Here is a 16,264-nt window from a genome sequence, read left to right on the forward strand (position 1 = left end):
TGAAGTAGTTGGGGGTTGCCCCCTGTTAGATACGGTAGTCGCTTAGCAAATTGGGAGTTTAGCTCAGCTGGGAGAGCATCTGCCTTACAAGCAGAGGGTCAGCGGTTCGATCCCGTTAACTCCCATAGGTCCCGTAGTGTAGCGGTTATCACGTCGCCCTGTCACGGCGAAGATCGCGGGTTCGATTCCCGTCGGGACCGTTGAAACATCACAGTTTGATGTTTCAAGTGACTTAAATAAGGAAAGACTCGTTAGCTCAGTTGGTAGAGCAATTGACTTTTAATCAATGGGTCGCTGGTTCGAGCCCAGCACGAGTCATATGCGGGTTTGGCGGAATTGGCAGACGCACCAGATTTAGGATCTGGCGCTTTCGGGCGTGGGGGTTCAAGTCCCTTAACCCGCATAGAATAGAAATAGGCCGGCTTAGCTCAGTTGGTAGAGCATCTGATTTGTAATCAGAGGGTCGCGTGTTCAAGTCATGTAGCCGGCATTAGGAAAGATTGCGAACGTAGTTCAGTGGTAGAACACCACCTTGCCAAGGTGGGGGTCGCGGGTTCGAATCCCGTCGTTCGCTTTGAGAGGCCGGGGTGGCGGAACTGGCAGACGCACAGGACTTAAAATCCTGCGATGGCAACATCGTACCGGTTCGATTCCGGTCCTCGGCATGAAGATTATAATAGTTAGCACCCTTAGCTCAACTGGATAGAGTACCTGACTACGAATCAGGCGGTTAGAGGTTCGAATCCTCTAGGGTGCATCACTCGCTTAATGGAGACGTTAGGGGAGCTTTATTTTTAATAGTATCGGGAAGTAGCTCAGCTTGGTAGAGTACTTGGTTTGGGACCAAGGTGTCGCAGGTTCGAATCCTGTCTTCCCGATTATATTATTTTGGCGGTGTAGCTCAGCTGGCTAGAGCGTCCGGTTCATACCCGGGAGGTCGGGGGTTCGATCCCCTTCGCCGCTATATACTCTTGTTTGCTGGACCTTTAGCTCAGCTGGTTAGAGCTCTCGGCTCATAACCGAGCGGTCGTAGGTTCAAGTCCTACAAGGTCCATATTATTGGAGGATTACCCAAGTCCGGCTGAAGGGAACGGTCTTGAAAACCGTCAGGCGTGTAAAAGCGTGCGTGGGTTCGAATCCCACATCCTCCTTTTCTACTACCGCGGGATGGAGCAGCTAGGTAGCTCGTCGGGCTCATAACCCGAAGGTCGTAGGTTCAAATCCTGCTCCCGCAATTTCTTTAAGAATTTGGCTCGGTAGCTCAGTTGGTAGAGCAATGGATTGAAGCTCCATGTGTCGGCGGTTCGATTCCGTCTCGCGCCATTAATTTAACTTTGTCCAAGTTTATTATCTTGGGCGCGTAGCTCAGATGGTTAGAGCGCACGCCTGATAAGCGTGAGGTCGGTGGTTCGATTCCACTCGTGCCCATATTATATTGATGGAGAATTACTCAAGAGGCTGAAGAGGACGGTTTGCTAAATCGTTAGGTCGGGTAACTGGCGCAAGGGTTCGAATCCCTTATTCTCCGTAGTGAACGAGATTATCGCTTGATATTCTCGTTTTATTGTATCTTGGTGAGGGTCTATTATGAATAAATTTTCAAAATTAGTAGTAGTTGTTTCTATCTTTTTATTACTGTCATTTTCTCTTTTGTTTGTGACTTTCTCTAAGGGGTTACAGGTACCATATTTAAATAATATCATTAGTGTTGTTGTAACGCCAATTCAATCGGTTATTTCAGTACCTACTAGATTTTTTTCTGAGCAGAAAGATGTCTTGACAGATTTGATGAACGCTTACGAGGAAAATAAACAATTAAAGGAAGCTATTATGAGCCTTGAAGGGATGGCTGCTGAAAATACTAGCTTGAAAGAAGAGAATGCATCGCTTCGTAGCAGTTTAGGTGTGGTATCTGATTTTCCTGAAAAACAACTTATTCCAGGATCAGTTTTAGTGAGGACTCCTTCATCGTGGTCGGAGCATATTTCAATTAATATTGGTGAGACTAGTGGTGTGACATCTAATGCACTTGTGGTTGCTAATGGTGGATTAGTTGGCATCGTGAGTTCATTGAGTTCAGATTCGGCGGTTGTTACCTTATTTACGAATTCGGATGAATTCACGAAGTTGCCTGTGAAAATTTCTGTTGATTCTAAAGAAATTTATGGTATTTTATCAGGCTATGATGCAGATACAAATAGTTTTATCATTAATCAGTTGAACTCAGCTGATGAAATTGCAGTGGGTAGCAATGTTGTAACGAGTGATTTGGCTGGTGCAACTCCGGCAAATGTCCAAATTGGTAAAGTTTTATCGGTTAAATCAAATAGTAACAGTTTAAATAGAGAAGTATATGTTGAGCCGACAGCTAGTTTTTCAAACATTTATTCGGTTTTAGTGGTAGGTCAAACAAATGCGCAATAAAATGATAGAAATATTCATGTTTCCCATCTTGTTCTTTATTTTATTACTTGATGGACAGATTTCAACGTTGGTAACAAATTGGTCGGTTGGATTATTTACTATTTCAAGTCATTTGGTACTTATGTTAGCTATTTTTTATGCTAACTATGTGTCTCTTGGTTTTTCATTATTCATATTTACTTTGCTAGGTTTGGTATATGATATTAGTTATCTTAATCTGATTGGTATTGCTACTACAACCCTTCCTTTAGTTTTGTATTGCATCTATTTCTTCTTCCAAAGTGCTGTCAGCAAGCGAGGAATTAATATTCTGATTTTACTAGTAGCTATTTTTCAATTTGAATTTATTAGTTATTCATTTGCTCGTATTTTTCATATAACAAACTTGTCTGTGTTTATCTTTGTTTTTAATAAATTACTTCCAAGTTTACTATTCAATTTGGCCTTATTTTTCGTACTACAGCCGTTATTTGAGCGTTTATTTGGAATAACAAACAAGACATAGAAATGTAATAATTGCGTAATATACTTACGCAATTTTTTTGATAAAATGAGAGAGTCAGAAAGTATAGAGGAGTTATGTTCGGATATGAAGAAAAAAATCTTGGCTACAATTATGTTAAGTACAGTCGTTCTATCTAATGCTAATTATGTAGCTGTGATTAGTGCGAATGATGTAGATAGTCAGATTGCAGCAAAAAATCAACAGATTAGTGAGTTGACAGCACAACAAGCTGAAGCTCAACAACAAGTTGATGCTATTCAAGGACAAGTTGATGCAATTGTTAGTGAACAGGCGAAATTAACAGAAGAAAACACTCGTTTGGAAGCAGAATCGCAGACATTGGCGGCAGATATTGAGCGTTTGTCAGCTGATATTGTGTCACGTGATGGTGCTTTAAAGGAGCAGGCGCGTAGTGCTCAAGTTGATGGCTCTGCTTCAAGCTATATTAATACAATTTTAGATTCAAAATCAATCGTTGATGCTGTTTCGCGTGTTAATGCAATGCGTGAGATTGTTTCAGCTAATAACCGTATGTTGGAACAACAAAAAGCTGATAAGGAAGCAATTGTTGAAAAACAAAAGGCAAACCAAGAGGCAATCACTACTTTGGCAGCTAATCGCCAAAAATTGGAAGATGACGCTCAAGTATTGCAAGTGCGTCAGGCTGAATTGGAAGCTGCTAAGTTAAATTTGGCTGTGCAGAAAGCTACTGCTGAAGATGAGAAAAATTCATTGTTGGTGCAAAAAGCAGCTGCAGAAGAAGCAGCTCGTCAAGCGGCAGCTCGTCAAGCGGAGTATCAAGCACAACAGGCAGCTCTAGCACAGCAACAAGTAGCTTCAGTATCAGCACCAGTTGTGTCAACGCCAGTAGAAACTACAGTGACTGAAACGGTTGCAGCTCCTACTCAAACAGTATCACAATCTACACCAACGGTAAGTACACCTACAACGTCTACATCATCAGGTTCAGGTAGTTCAGCGGCAGCAAATAATGCGCGTTATGATGCTTCATCTTACCCAGTTGGTGAGTGTACTTGGGGAGTTAAATCTCAAATTTCATGGGTTGGTCCTTACTGGGGAGATGCTAAGCAGTGGTTAGCATCAGCACGTGCTGAAGGTTTTAGTACAGGTTCTACGCCACAAGTAGGTGCGATTGCTGTTTGGACAGGTGGTTATTATGGGCACGTAGCGGTTGTTACGGCTGTTCAATCTTCAACAAGTATCCAAGTTGTTGAATCAAACTACATGGGTCGTCGTTATATTGGTAACCATCGTGGTGGTTATTTCAATCCAACAACGACTTCTGAGGGAGCAGTTTACTACATTTACCCTCCATATTAAGAAATTTTCAAATAGAGCGTGTGGATTTGCGCTCTATTTTTGTTTGAAAAATGAAGGAAAAAGGGTTAAAATAGTAAAGGTAGAAATATATAGGAGGCTGTCATGGCGTTTACTGACTTAAAATTGTTCGCTCTTTCGTCAAATCAGAAGTTAGCTGAACAGGTGTCGAAAAAAATAGGAATTCCTCTTGGAAAATCAAGTGTTCGTCAATTTTCAGATGGTGAAATTCAGGTAAATATTGAGGAATCCATTCGTGGAACTCATGTGTACATTCTTCAATCCACTAGCTCACCAGTTAATGATAATTTAATGGAAATTTTGATTATGGTTGATGCTCTTAAACGTGCATCTGCTGAATCAGTAAACGTAGTAATGCCTTATTATGGTTATGCACGCCAAGACCGGAAGGCTCGTGCACGGGAACCAATTACATCAAAATTGGTAGCTAATATGTTGCAGACAGCAGGGGTCAATCGTTTGTTGACAATTGATTTGCATGCTGCGCAGATTCAGGGATTCTTCGACATTCCTGTTGATCATTTGATGGGTGCTCCATTGATTGCGGATTATTTTGAGCGTCGTGGTATGGTAGGTGATGGCTATGTTGTTGTATCACCTGACCATGGTGGTGTGACACGTGCCCGTAAGTTAGCACAGTTCTTGAAGACACCGATTGCTATTATTGATAAACGTCGTAGTGTTGATAAGATGAATACATCAGAAGTGATGAACATTATTGGAGATATTAAGGATAAAACTTGTATCTTGATTGATGATATGATTGATACTGCGGGTACCATCTGTCATGCAGCGGATGCTTTGGCAGATGCAGGGGCAACAGCTGTTTATGCTTCATGTACGCATCCAGTATTGTCAGGGCCTGCTATGGATAACATTAGTAAGTCAGCAATTAAGAAATTGGTTGTTCTTGATACAATTGAAATTGCAGAAGATCGCTTAATCGATAAAATCGAACATATTTCAACGGCAGAATTATTAGCGGAAGCGATTATTCGTATTCATGAAAAACGTCCCTTGTCACCTTTGTTTGAGGCAAGTCGTGTTAAATAGGTATGAGGAGAGTCAAATGACTCTTCTTTTTTACATTTATTTTCAAAATGTATTATAATAGTTTTATATGTTTTTGAGGTGGTAGAATGGATTTATTAAATCGTTTTAATAAGAATTTGAATCGGATTGAGGTTTCGATGATTCGTCAGTTTGATCAGTCTATTTCGGATGTTCCAGGGATTTTGAAACTGACCTTGGGAGAGCCTGATTTTACAACGCCTGATCATGTCAAAGAAGCGGCTAAGGCTGCAATCGATGCTAACCAGAGCTATTATACTGGTATGGCTGGTCTTTTGGAGTTGCGCCAAGCAGCAGCTGAGTTTGTGGCTGAAAAATATAATTTACACTATAATCCAGAAAATGAAATCCTCTCTACAATCGGTGCGACAGAAGCTCTATCAGCGAGTTTAGTTGCTATTTTGGAAGCTGGGGATACGGTACTTCTACCTGCACCTGCCTATCCTGGTTATGAGCCGATTGTCAATATGGTGGGAGCAGACATTGTTGAAATCGATACGACGGCAAATGATTTTGTTTTGACACCTGAGATGTTGGAAGAGGCGATTATTGAGCAGGGGGATAAGCTAAAAGCTGTCATTCTCAACTATCCTGCCAATCCAACGGGAGTGACCTACTCACGTGAGCAAATTCAGGCCTTTGCGGATGTCTTGCGTAAGTATCCTGTCTTTGTCCTATCAGATGAGGTCTATGCGGAGTTGACTTACACTGGCCAGCCCCATACTTCGATTGCGGAGTTTTTGCCAGAACAGACCATTTTGATTCAGGGATTGTCCAAGTCCCATGCCATGACAGGTTGGCGGATTGGCTTGATTATGAGTCAGGCTCCCATCATCGCTCAAATCATCAAGAGCCACCAATATCTCGTGACTGCAGCGTCAACTGCTATGCAGTATGGTGCGGTTGAGGCCTTGAAAAACGGTAAGGATGATGCTCTGCCAATGCGGGCGGAGTATATCAAGCGTAGGGATTACATCATCGAGAAGATGACGGACTTGGGCTTTAAAATTATCAAGCCTGATGGAGCATTTTACATCTTTGCAAAAATCCCTGCGGGTTACAATCAAGATTCCTTTAGCTTCTTGCAAGACTTTGCGAGAAAGAAAGCGGTGGCCTTAATTCCGGGTGCAGCCTTCGGTCAGTATGGAGAAGGCTATGTGCGAATTTCCTATGCAGCAAGTATGGAGAAAATTCAAACAGCTATGGTTCGTTTGAAGGAATATCTAGAAGAAAATGGAACGAATTGAAACTAGGGGATTAGTCCTTTACAATCGGAATTTTCGAGAAGATGACAAGCTGGTCAAGATTTTTACAGAGAAGGCTGGCAAGCGAATGTTTTTTGTGAAACATGCCTCTAAGTCCAAGCTGGTAGCTTCTATCCAGCCTTTGACCTATGCGGATTTTATCGTTAAAATCAATGATGATGGTCTGTCTTATATCGAAGATTTTCATCAGGTACAGCCATTTAAGAATATTAACGGCGATATTTTCAAGCTTAGCTATGCTACCTACATCTTGGCCTTGGCAGATGCGGCCTTGCAGGACAAGGTCTATGACCCAGCCCTCTTTGCATTTTTGGTCAAGACCTTAGATTTGATGGAGTCGGGTTTGGACTATGAAATTTTGACCAATATCTTTGAAATTCAACTCTTGGGACGATTTGGGATCAGTCTGAATTTTCACGAGTGTGCTTTTTGTCATCGGGTTGGCCTGCCTTTCGACTATTCCTACAAGTACAGCGGTGTCTTGTGTCCGCAACACTATCAACAAGATGAGCGACGGGCTTATCTGGATCCCAATGTTCCCTATCTACTTGATCAATTTCAGGCTATTTCCTTTGATGAGCTGGAAACCATTTCCATCAAGCCTGAGATGAAGCGAAAATTACGGCTTTTTATTGACCAGCTGTACGAGGAATATGTGGGGATTCACTTGAAATCCAAGAAATTTATAGATGATTTGTCTTCTTGGGGGCAGATTATGAAACCAAGAACAGAAAATGAGGAAACAGAATGAAACGTATTGCAGTAGATGCTATGGGTGGGGACCATGCCCCTCAGGCAGTGGTAGAAGGTGTCAATCAAGCCCTGGCTGCCTTTCCAGACATTGACATTCAACTTTATGGTGATGAGGCTAAAATCAAGCAGTATTTGACAGCGACAGAGCGTGTCAGCATCGTCCATACGACGGAGAAAATCAATTCAGATGATGAGCCTGTCAAGGCTATTCGTCGTAAGAAAGAGGCTTCTATGGTCCTAGCGACCAAGGCTGTCAAGGATGGTCAGGCAGATGCAGTCTTGTCAGCTGGAAATACAGGTGCTCTTTTGGCGGCAGGCGTCTTTGTCGTCGGTCGCATCAAGAACATCGACCGTCCTGGTCTTATGTCTACCTTGCCGACTATGGACGGTAAGGGATTTGATATGATGGACTTGGGGGCAAATGCTGAAAATACAGCTCATCACCTCTATCAGTATGGTATTCTTGGTTCATTTTACGCGGAGCACGTGCGTGGTGTCAAACAACCTCGTGTGGGACTTTTGAACAACGGTACGGAAGATACCAAGGGCACGCCAGTTCACCAAGAAGCCTATAAACTCTTGGCGGAAGACAAGTCGATTAACTTTATTGGCAATGTGGAGGCGCGTGAGTTACTTAACAGCGTGGCGGATGTGGTCGTGACGGATGGTTTCACGGGAAACGCTGTGCTGAAAACAGTTGAAGGGACTGCAAAATCCATCGTTGGTCAGTTGAATGGCTCAATCAAGAATGGTGGTCTGCGTGCTAAATTGGGTGGTCTCTTGGTCAAACCAACCTTGAAAAAGGCCTTGGGGGCTATGGACTATAAAACTGCAGGTGGTGCTGTCTTGCTTGGTCTGAAAGCACCTGTCATCAAGGCGCACGGATCCAGCGATGCTCAGTCAATTTTCTATACGATCAAGCAGACGCGTTCGATTTTGGAGGCTGGCATTGTTGAAAAATCAGTGGCCAAATTTTCAGTAGTGGAGGAAAGTCATGACTAGAGAGCAGGTCTATCAGCGGGTTGTTGAATTAATTCAGGATGAAAAGGGAGAAGATTTTCAAGTTCAACCTGAATCTACTTTGGCAGATAATATTGCAGCAGATTCAGTAGAAATCATGGAATTTGTTCTTAATTTGGAGGATGAATTTCATGTAGATGTCCCAGATGCTGCTATTGAGCATTTTGAGGTCCTATCTGATATTGTTGATTTTATTTATGAAGAAGTAAAAAAACGTTCGTAGTTTACGGGCGTTTTTCTTTATTTTTTCCTAAATAACCGTAAATTTGTTGTGAATACGAATGTTGTATGTTAGAATAAACGAAAAGACTAGAATATTTTACGAAAGGCGAACATTCTCATGAAAACAGACCTTCTCTATTCAGGAAAAGCCAAAGACATCTACGCAACGGCTGACAGCGACCAGATTGTTGCGGTTTATAAGGATCAGGCGACGGCTTTTAATGGTGGTAAGAAAGAACAGATTGTGGGTAAGGGCCGGCTCAATAATCTGATTTCCTCTTTTATTTTTGAAAAATTGAATGAAGCGGGTGTCCAGACGCATTTTATCAAGCGTTTGTCGGATACGGAGCAGTTGAATAAGAAGGTGGAGATTATTCCTCTTGAGGTGGTTTTGCGAAATGTGACAGCAGGTTCTTTCTCAAAACGCTTTGGGGTGGAAGAAGGGATTGCCTTATCTACTCCTATCGTGGAATTTTACTATAAAAAAGATGAATTAGACGATCCTTTTATCAACGATGAGCACATTGCCTTTCTAGAACTGGCTAGTCAGGATCAAATCGCCTATATCAAGGAAAAAACAAGACGAATCAACGTTTTCTTGAAGGACTTGTTTGCACAGATTGGGCTGACTTTGGTGGATTTCAAGCTAGAATTTGGGGTTGACTCGTCTGGTCAGATTTTATTGGCGGATGAGTTTTCTCCTGATAATTGTCGTTTGTGGGATGCGGATGGCAACCATCTGGACAAGGATGTTTTCCGTCGGGGTATCGGGGAGTTGACCGAGGTTTACGAGGTCGTATTGGCAAAGTTACAAGAAGTGAAGTAAGGATTGGAAAAAATGGCGAAGCGGATTTTTGTTGAGAAGAAGGCGGATTTTCAGATTAAGGCGGAGGCTCTTCGCAAGGAGTTGACTCATAATTTGCAGCTGACGAGTTTGACGAGTGTACGTCTGGTGCAGGTTTATGATGTCTTCCATCTGGAGGATGACTTGCTGGAGCAGGCGATCAAGCATATCTTTACCGAGCAGGTGACGGACAAGGTCTTGTCGGAAGCGGAACTGGACTTGGCCGAGACTGCTTATTTTGCGATTGAGGCTCTTCCTGGGCAGTTTGATCAGCGAGCTGCCAGCAGTCAGGAGGCCCTTCTCTTATTGGGCAGTCGTCAGGAGGTGCGTGTCAATACAGGTAAGCTCTATATCTTGAATGGCGATGTGCGGGAAGAAGAGTTAGCTGCTATCAAGAACTATTTGCTCAACCCTGTGGATTCGCGGTTCAAGGACTTGGATGCTCCTTTGGTAGCTCAGGAGTTTTCGGTGTCAGATACGACTATTCCAAGCTTGGACTTCTTTGCTAGTTATGGGGTGGAAGAGTTTGCAACTTACAAGCGTGAGGCAGGCTTGGCTATGGAAGTGGACGATCTGCTCTTCATTCAGGACTATTTCAAGTCAATTGGTCGAGTACCAACTGAGACGGAGCTCAAGGTCTTGGATACCTATTGGAGTGATCACTGCCGTCATACGACGTTTGAAACAGAACTCAGAACGATTGACTTTTCAGCTTCAAAATTCCACAAGCAATTGCAGGCGACTTATGACAAGTATCTGGCTATGCGAACAGAGTTAGGTCGGACAGATAAGCCGCAGACGCTTATGGATATGGCGACTATTTTTGGTCGCTATGAGCGGGCAAATGGTCGTCTGGATGACATGGAAGTGTCAGATGAAATCAATGCCTGCTCGGTGGAAATCGAAGTGGATGTGGACGGCGTGAAAGAGCCATGGCTCCTCATGTTCAAGAATGAAACCCACAATCACCCAACAGAAATCGAGCCTTTCGGTGGTGCAGCAACCTGTATCGGCGGAGCCATTCGTGATCCTTTGTCAGGACGTTCCTATGTCTATCAGGCCATGCGAATTTCAGGTGCAGGTGATATTACCCAGCCTCTGACAGCTACTCGTCCAGGGAAATTGCCACAGCAAATCATTTCTAAAACAGCGGCACATGGCTATTCTTCTTACGGTAACCAAATCGGTCTTGCGACCACCTATGTGCGTGAATATTTCCACCCAGGCTTTGTCGCTAAACGTATGGAGCTAGGCGCCGTAGTCGGTGCTGCTCCTAAGGAAAATGTGGTCCGTGAAAAACCAGCCGCAGGCGATGTGGTCATCTTGTTAGGAGGCAAAACAGGTCGCGATGGTATCGGCGGGGCAACAGGCTCGTCCAAGGTACAGACAGTCGAGTCTGTGGAAACAGCTGGTGCGGAAGTCCAAAAAGGAAATGCCATTGAAGAACGCAAAATCCAACGCTTGTTCCGCAATGGTGCCGTGACTCGCTTGATTAAAAAATCCAATGACTTTGGTGCAGGTGGTGTCTGCGTTGCCATTGGAGAGCTGGCTGACGGTTTAGAAATCGATTTGGACAAGGTTCCACTCAAGTATGCAGGTTTGAACGGAACGGAAATTGCCATTTCTGAATCACAAGAGCGGATGAGCGTGGTTGTTCGTCCTCAAGATGTAGATACCTTTATCGCAGCCTGCCGTGAGGAAAATATCCATGCGGTTGTCGTGGCCAAAGTGACGGAAAAACCAAATCTGGTCATGACCTGGAATGGACAAACCATTGTCGATTTGGAGCGCTCCTTCCTTGATACCAACGGTGTCCGTGTAGTCGTCGATGCCAAGGTAGTTGACAGTGCTGTCAACTTGCCAGAAACACGCACAACATCTGCCGAAACACTACAAGAGGACTTGAAAGATCTTCTATCAGACCTCAACCATGCTAGTCAGAAAGGTTTGCAGACGATTTTCGACTCATCTGTTGGTCGTTCAACCGTCAACCACCCTCTCGGAGGTCGTCACCAGCTGACACCGACAGAAAGTTCTGTGCAAAAGCTGCCTGTCCAACACGGTGTGACGACGACGGCTTCTGTCATGGCTCAGGGCTATCATCCTTATTTGGCAGAATGGTCTCCTTATCACGCTGCAGCCTACGCGGTCATTGAAGCGACAGCTCGCTTGGTGGCGACGGGGGCTAACTGGTCTAAGGCTCGTTTTTCTTATCAGGAGTATTTTCCGCGAATGGACAAGCAGGCCGAGCGTTTCGGTCAGCCAGTAGCAGCACTTCTGGGCTCTATCGAGGCTCAAATTCAGCTTGGTTTGCCCTCTATCGGTGGCAAGGATTCCATGTCTGGTACCTTTGAGGACTTGACAGTTCCGCCAACCCTGGTTGCCTTTGGTGTGACCACGGCTGATAGTCGCAAGGTCCTCTCGCCTGAGTTCAAGGCGGCTGGCGAGTACATTTACTACTTACCAGGTCAGATTTTGTCCGAAGATATTGATTTTGCCCTTATGAAGTCTAATTTTGAGGCTTTTGAAAAATGGCAGAGCGATTACGTGATTACGGCTACTAGTGCAGTCAAGTATGGTGGTATTCTAGAAAGTCTAGCCCTCATGTCCTTTGGAAACCAAATCGGAGCAAGAGTCGAGCTTGCAGACCTTGAAACCAGCTTGACAGGTCAGCTTGGCGGATTTGTCTTTACATCGAAAGTAGACATTCCAGACGTTGTGAAAATTGGACAAACCACTGCTGACTTTACACTTCTTGTCAACGGTGTCAACCTAGCTGGGCAGGATTTGCAAGCAGCCTTTGAAGGCAAACTAGAAGAAGTATATCCAACAGAATTTGAACAGGCGACAGAGCTACAAGAGGTTCCAGCTCTTGCAAGCGACTTAGTTGTGCAAGCCAAGGAAAGAGTAGAAGTACCTGTGGTTTATATCCCAGTCTTCCCAGGTACCAACTCAGAATATGATTCTGCTAAGGCATTTGAACAGGCTGGTGCTAAGGTTAATCTGGTGCCATTTGTGACCTTGGATGCAGAGAGTATTGAAAAGTCAGTTGACACAATGGTTGACAACATTGACAAGGCACACATTCTTTTCTTTGCAGGGGGATTCTCAGCTGCGGATGAGCCAGACGGGTCTGCCAAGTTTATCGTGACCATCTTACGAAATGCCAAGGTCCGCTCTGCTATTGACAAATTCATCGAAAAAGGTGGCCTCATCATCGGTATCTGCAATGGATTCCAGGCCCTTGTCAAATCGGGCTTGTTGCCGTATGGAAACTTTGAGGAGGCGGGTGAAAGCAGTCCGACCCTCTTCTACAACGATGCCAACCAGCATGTTGCCAAAATGGTAGAGACACGGATTGCCAATGTCAACTCTCCGTGGTTGGCAGGTGTTCAAGTCGGTGATATTCACGCTATCCCAGTTTCTCATGGGGAAGGAAAATTTGTAGTGACGGACGAGGAGTTCGCTATCTTGCGGGATAATGGTCAGATTTTCAGCCAGTACGTTGACTTTACAGGTCAGCCAAGCATGGATTCTAAGTACAATCCAAACGGTTCTAGCCATGCCATTGAGGGCATTACCAGTCGCAACGGTCAGATTATCGGGAAAATGGGACATTCAGAGCGGTATGAGGACGGTCTTTTCCAAAACATTCCAGGTAAGAAAGACCAAGGACTCTTTGTTTCAGCGGTTCGCTATTTTACAGGAAAATAAATATGACATACGAAGTTAAATCACTCAATGAAGAATGCGGTGTTTTCGGCATTTGGGGACATCCGCAGGCTGCTCAGGTTACTTATTTTGGTCTCCATAGTTTGCAGCACCGAGGTCAAGAAGGGGCAGGGATTTTAGCCAATGATGGTGGGCATTTGCGTCGCCATCGTGGAACAGGTCTGATTGCAGAAGTCTTCAAAAATCCAGTAGATTTAGAAGCCTTGACAGGAACGGCTGCCATTGGTCATGTCCGCTATGCAACTTCTGGTTCTGCTTCTATCAATAATATCCAGCCCTTCCTCTTTGATTTTGCAGATATGCAGGTGGGTTTGGCACACAATGGGAATTTGACCAATGCGGTTAGTTTGAAGGCTGAACTTGAAAAAAATGGTTCCATTTTCTCTTCTTCTTCTGACACTGAAATTCTCATGCACTTGATTCGCCGCAGTCACAATCCAGACTTCATGGGAAAAATCAAGGAAGCCCTCAATACTGTTAAAGGTGGCTTTGCCTACCTGATTATGCTGGAAGATAAGCTGGTCGCAGCCCTGGATCCAAATGGATTCCGTCCCCTGTCAATCGGTCGGATGAAAAATGGTGCCTGGGTAGTTGCCAGCGAAACTTGTGCTTTTGAAGTAGTGGGGGCTGACTGGGTGCGAGATGTGGAGCCTGGTGAAATTGTCGTCATTAATGATTCAGGAATTCAATATGATAGCTATACAAGAGATACGCAACTGGCAGTTTGCTCTATGGAGTATGTCTATTTTGCTCGCCCAGATTCGGTAATTCACGGGGTCAATGTCCATACGGCCAGAAAAAACATGGGTCGTCGTTTGGCCCAGGAATTTCAACAGGAAGCAGACATTGTCGTTGGTGTGCCAAACTCCTCCCTATCTGCGGCTATGGGATTTGCAGAGGAATCTGGTTTGCCAAATGAAATGGGGCTAATTAAAAACCAATATACCCAGCGGACCTTTATTCAACCAACCCAGGAATTGCGGGAGCAGGGGGTTCGCATGAAGTTGTCAGCCGTTTCAAGTGTTGTCAAAGGCAAGCGCGTGGTCATGATTGACGACTCTATTGTTCGCGGTACAACTAGCCGCCGTATTGTCCAGCTTCTTCGTGATGCAGGGGCAAAAGAAGTCCATGTGGCTATCGGTAGCCCAGAACTCAAGTACCCATGTTTCTATGGCATTGATATTCAGACCCGTCGGGAGCTGATTTCAGCCAACCATACAGTTGAGGAAGTCTGTGAGATTATTGGGGCAGACAGTCTGACCTACCTTTCTCTTGAGGGGATGATTGAAGCCATAGGCATCGAAACCGATGCGCCAAAAGGCGGGCTCTGTGTGGCCTACTTTGATGGAGAATTTCCAACGCCTCTCTATGACTATGAGGAAGAATATCTCCGTAGCCTAGAAGAGAAAACGAGTTTCTACATTGAAAACGTCAAGTAAGTGACAGCGGTGTCAATGTTACTTGACAGACCTGTAAACTGTTGAAAGGAATCAAAATGACAAATAAAAATGCCTACGCCCAGTCGGGCGTTGACGTCGAAGCTGGATATGAAGTTGTCGAGCGTATCAAGAAACACGTAGCTCGGACAGAACGCTTGGGTGTGATGGGAGTTCTTGGTGGTTTTGGCGGTATGTTTGACCTGACCAAACTGGATGTCAAAGAGCCAGTCTTGGTATCAGGAACAGACGGTGTCGGCACCAAGCTCATGCTGGCGATTCAGTACGACAAGCACGACACCATTGGTCAGGATTGCGTGGCCATGTGTGTCAACGACATCATCGCTGCAGGTGCGGAACCACTTTACTTCCTCGACTACATTGCGACAGGAAAAAATGAACCAGCCAAGCTGGAGCAGGTGGTGGCCGGTGTGGCTGAAGGCTGTGTCCAAGCTGGTTGCGGCCTGATTGGCGGTGAAACGGCTGAAATGCCTGGTATGTACGGAGAGGATGACTATGACCTGGCTGGCTTTGCTGTCGGCATTGCGGAGAAGTCCCAGATTATCGACGGCAGTAAGGTCCAGGAGGGCGACATTCTCCTCGGCCTAGCTTCCAGCGGCATCCACTCCAACGGCTATTCCTTGGTCCGTCGTGTTTTTGCGGATGTTTCTGGCGACGCTCTGTTGCCAGAGCTCAATGGCAGAGCTCTGAAGGATGTTCTCTTAGAGCCGACCCGCATCTATGTCCAGCAGGTATTGCCACTGGTAAAAGCAGGGCTGGTCAACGGCATTGCCCATATCACAGGCGGTGGCTTCATCGAAAATATTCCCCGTATGTTTGCTGATAATCTCGCAGCTGAAATTGAAGAGGATAAGATTCCAGTCCTTCCAATCTTTACGGCCCTTGAAAAATATGGCCACATCAAACATGAAGAAATGTTTGAAATCTTCAATATGGGAATCGGCTTGGTCCTGGCAGTCAGTCCAGACAAGATTGACAGTGTTTGTCAACTAGTTGACGAGGAAGTTTACACCATTGGTCGTATCATCGCCAAGGAAGATAAGAGTGTGGTCATCAAATGAAACAAATAGCAGTGTTTGCATCAGGCAACGGCTCCAATTTCCAAGTCATCGCAGATCAGTTTGAGGTAACCTTTGTTTTTTCAGACCGTAGAAATGCCTATGTCTTGGAACGGGCTGAAAAACTAGGTGTACCGACTTTTACTTTTGAACTAAAAGAGTTTGCGGATAAGCAGGCCTACGAAGAGGCCCTTATCCGACTATTAGACCAGCACCAGATTGACTTGGTGGTCTTGGCAGGCTATATGAAGATTGTAGGACCAACCCTGCTGGCTCAGTACGAAGGTCGGATTATCAATATTCACCCAGCCTATTTACCTGAATTTCCAGGAGCCCATGGGATTGAAGATGCCTGGCAGGCAGGCGTGTCTGAAAGTGGTGTAACAGTCCACTGGGTTGATAGCGGCGTCGACACAGGACAAATTATCAGACAAGTCCGTGTGCCTAGACTGGCTGAGGATACCCTGGAAACCTTCGAAGCCAGAATACATGAAGCGGAGTACCAACTCTATCCAGCGGTCTTGGAGGAGTTAGGGGTAGTGAGAAAATAAGGA

13 protein-coding genes and 16 tRNA genes are annotated in these 16,264 nt (G+C 44.8%); all 29 read left to right on the forward strand.

The window, feature by feature from the left end:
* Positions 1-52: 52 nt before the first annotated feature.
* Positions 53-125 (forward strand) — tRNA-Val (locus tag K5Q34_RS09535).
* Positions 126-127: 2 nt separating this feature from the next.
* Positions 128-200, forward strand: a tRNA-Asp gene (locus K5Q34_RS09540).
* 45 nt (positions 201-245) lie between these two features.
* Positions 246-318 (forward strand) — tRNA-Lys (locus tag K5Q34_RS09545).
* 3 nt (positions 319-321) lie between these two features.
* Positions 322-403 (forward strand) — tRNA-Leu (locus K5Q34_RS09550).
* Between the two features lie 14 nt (positions 404-417).
* Positions 418-490, forward strand: a tRNA-Thr gene (locus K5Q34_RS09555).
* A 12-nt stretch (positions 491-502) separates the two neighbouring features.
* Positions 503-574: transfer RNA gene (locus K5Q34_RS09560), tRNA-Gly, on the forward strand.
* 7 nt (positions 575-581) lie between these two features.
* Positions 582-665 (forward strand) — tRNA-Leu (locus K5Q34_RS09565).
* Between the two features lie 18 nt (positions 666-683).
* Positions 684-757: transfer RNA gene (locus tag K5Q34_RS09570), tRNA-Arg, on the forward strand.
* 47 nt (positions 758-804) lie between these two features.
* A tRNA-Pro gene (locus K5Q34_RS09575) sits at positions 805-878 on the forward strand.
* 12 nt (positions 879-890) lie between these two features.
* Positions 891-964: transfer RNA gene (locus K5Q34_RS09580), tRNA-Met, on the forward strand.
* Between the two features lie 16 nt (positions 965-980).
* Positions 981-1,054, forward strand: a tRNA-Ile gene (locus tag K5Q34_RS09585).
* Positions 1,055-1,061: 7 nt separating this feature from the next.
* Positions 1,062-1,151, forward strand: a tRNA-Ser gene (locus tag K5Q34_RS09590).
* 10 nt (positions 1,152-1,161) lie between these two features.
* Positions 1,162-1,235 (forward strand) — tRNA-Met (locus K5Q34_RS09595).
* 15 nt (positions 1,236-1,250) lie between these two features.
* Positions 1,251-1,323, forward strand: a tRNA-Phe gene (locus K5Q34_RS09600).
* A gap of 31 nt (positions 1,324-1,354) precedes the next feature.
* Positions 1,355-1,428, forward strand: a tRNA-Ile gene (locus K5Q34_RS09605).
* A 12-nt stretch (positions 1,429-1,440) separates the two neighbouring features.
* Positions 1,441-1,528 (forward strand) — tRNA-Ser (locus K5Q34_RS09610).
* Between the two features lie 59 nt (positions 1,529-1,587).
* Entirely contained in the window at positions 1,588-2,424 is an 837-nt protein-coding gene (mreC, locus tag K5Q34_RS09615) for a rod shape-determining protein MreC (RefSeq protein ID WP_208547164.1), read from the forward strand.
* Positions 2,414-2,929: a rod shape-determining protein MreD gene (gene mreD / locus K5Q34_RS09620; RefSeq protein ID WP_024385106.1), complete on the forward strand. Its 516-nt coding sequence runs from the start codon at positions 2,414-2,416 to the stop codon at positions 2,927-2,929. The genes mreC and mreD overlap by 11 nt, the downstream gene beginning before the upstream one ends.
* Positions 2,930-3,013: 84 nt before the next feature.
* Positions 3,014-4,270 (forward strand): peptidoglycan hydrolase PcsB, encoded by a 1,257-nt coding sequence (gene pcsB / locus K5Q34_RS09625; RefSeq protein ID WP_024407781.1) that lies wholly within the window; start codon positions 3,014-3,016, stop codon positions 4,268-4,270.
* A gap of 102 nt (positions 4,271-4,372) precedes the next feature.
* The gene (locus tag K5Q34_RS09630; protein WP_002935337.1) at positions 4,373-5,341 is read left to right on the forward strand and encodes a ribose-phosphate diphosphokinase; all 969 of its coding nucleotides are present in this window, start codon (positions 4,373-4,375) and stop codon (positions 5,339-5,341) included.
* Between the two features lie 86 nt (positions 5,342-5,427).
* Positions 5,428-6,606: a pyridoxal phosphate-dependent aminotransferase gene (locus K5Q34_RS09635; protein ID WP_029172090.1), complete on the forward strand. Its 1,179-nt coding sequence runs from the start codon at positions 5,428-5,430 to the stop codon at positions 6,604-6,606.
* Entirely contained in the window at positions 6,593-7,375 is a 783-nt protein-coding gene (gene recO / locus K5Q34_RS09640; RefSeq protein ID WP_024385103.1) for a DNA repair protein RecO, read from the forward strand. The genes K5Q34_RS09635 and recO overlap by 14 nt, the downstream gene beginning before the upstream one ends.
* Positions 7,372-8,379: a phosphate acyltransferase PlsX gene (gene plsX, locus K5Q34_RS09645; RefSeq protein WP_221864905.1), complete on the forward strand. Its 1,008-nt coding sequence runs from the start codon at positions 7,372-7,374 to the stop codon at positions 8,377-8,379. Before recO ends, plsX begins: the two co-directional genes overlap by 4 nt.
* Entirely contained in the window at positions 8,372-8,620 is a 249-nt protein-coding gene (locus K5Q34_RS09650) for a phosphopantetheine-binding protein (RefSeq protein ID WP_014637254.1), read from the forward strand. Before plsX ends, K5Q34_RS09650 begins: the two co-directional genes overlap by 8 nt.
* A 117-nt stretch (positions 8,621-8,737) precedes the next feature.
* Positions 8,738-9,445, forward strand: a complete 708-nt coding sequence (purC, locus tag K5Q34_RS09655; protein ID WP_221864906.1) for a phosphoribosylaminoimidazolesuccinocarboxamide synthase — start codon at positions 8,738-8,740, stop codon at positions 9,443-9,445.
* Positions 9,446-9,457: 12 nt separating this feature from the next.
* On the forward strand, positions 9,458-13,177 hold the full coding sequence (locus K5Q34_RS09660; protein ID WP_221864907.1) for a phosphoribosylformylglycinamidine synthase: 3,720 nt from the start codon (positions 9,458-9,460) through the stop codon (positions 13,175-13,177).
* Between the two features lie 2 nt (positions 13,178-13,179).
* Positions 13,180-14,634, forward strand: coding sequence for an amidophosphoribosyltransferase (gene purF / locus K5Q34_RS09665; RefSeq protein ID WP_105150927.1), 1,455 nt, complete (start codon positions 13,180-13,182; stop codon positions 14,632-14,634).
* 56 nt (positions 14,635-14,690) lie between these two features.
* On the forward strand, positions 14,691-15,713 hold the full coding sequence (gene purM, locus K5Q34_RS09670) for a phosphoribosylformylglycinamidine cyclo-ligase (RefSeq protein ID WP_105150928.1): 1,023 nt from the start codon (positions 14,691-14,693) through the stop codon (positions 15,711-15,713).
* Positions 15,710-16,261, forward strand: a complete 552-nt coding sequence (gene purN, locus K5Q34_RS09675; RefSeq protein ID WP_105150929.1) for a phosphoribosylglycinamide formyltransferase — start codon at positions 15,710-15,712, stop codon at positions 16,259-16,261. Before purM ends, purN begins: the two co-directional genes overlap by 4 nt.
* Positions 16,262-16,264 lie beyond the last annotated feature (3 nt).

Origin of the sequence: Streptococcus sp. 2018110, assembly GCF_019754115.1 — a bacterium.
GTDB lineage: Bacteria > Bacillota > Bacilli > Lactobacillales > Streptococcaceae > Streptococcus > Streptococcus hashimotonensis.

What these genes read in the sequence shown, in the direction of transcription:
- purF (WP_105150927.1), top strand. Translation starts at nt 13,180, where the DNA reads ATGACATACGAAGTTAAATCACTCAATGAAGAATGCGGTGTTTTCGGC.
- purM (WP_105150928.1), top strand. Translation starts at nt 14,691, where the DNA reads ATGACAAATAAAAATGCCTACGCCCAGTCGGGCGTTGACGTCGAAGCT.
- recO (WP_024385103.1), top strand. Translation starts at nt 6,593, where the DNA reads ATGGAACGAATTGAAACTAGGGGATTAGTCCTTTACAATCGGAATTTT.
- pcsB (WP_024407781.1), top strand. Translation starts at nt 3,014, where the DNA reads ATGAAGAAAAAAATCTTGGCTACAATTATGTTAAGTACAGTCGTTCTA.
- K5Q34_RS09635 (WP_029172090.1), top strand. Translation starts at nt 5,428, where the DNA reads ATGGATTTATTAAATCGTTTTAATAAGAATTTGAATCGGATTGAGGTT.
- K5Q34_RS09630 (WP_002935337.1), top strand. Translation starts at nt 4,373, where the DNA reads ATGGCGTTTACTGACTTAAAATTGTTCGCTCTTTCGTCAAATCAGAAG.
- purC (WP_221864906.1), top strand. Translation starts at nt 8,738, where the DNA reads ATGAAAACAGACCTTCTCTATTCAGGAAAAGCCAAAGACATCTACGCA.
- mreD (WP_024385106.1), top strand. Translation starts at nt 2,414, where the DNA reads ATGCGCAATAAAATGATAGAAATATTCATGTTTCCCATCTTGTTCTTT.
- K5Q34_RS09660 (WP_221864907.1), top strand. Translation starts at nt 9,458, where the DNA reads ATGGCGAAGCGGATTTTTGTTGAGAAGAAGGCGGATTTTCAGATTAAG.
- purN (WP_105150929.1), top strand. Translation starts at nt 15,710, where the DNA reads ATGAAACAAATAGCAGTGTTTGCATCAGGCAACGGCTCCAATTTCCAA.
- plsX (WP_221864905.1), top strand. Translation starts at nt 7,372, where the DNA reads ATGAAACGTATTGCAGTAGATGCTATGGGTGGGGACCATGCCCCTCAG.
- mreC (WP_208547164.1), top strand. Translation starts at nt 1,588, where the DNA reads ATGAATAAATTTTCAAAATTAGTAGTAGTTGTTTCTATCTTTTTATTA.
- K5Q34_RS09650 (WP_014637254.1), top strand. Translation starts at nt 8,372, where the DNA reads ATGACTAGAGAGCAGGTCTATCAGCGGGTTGTTGAATTAATTCAGGAT.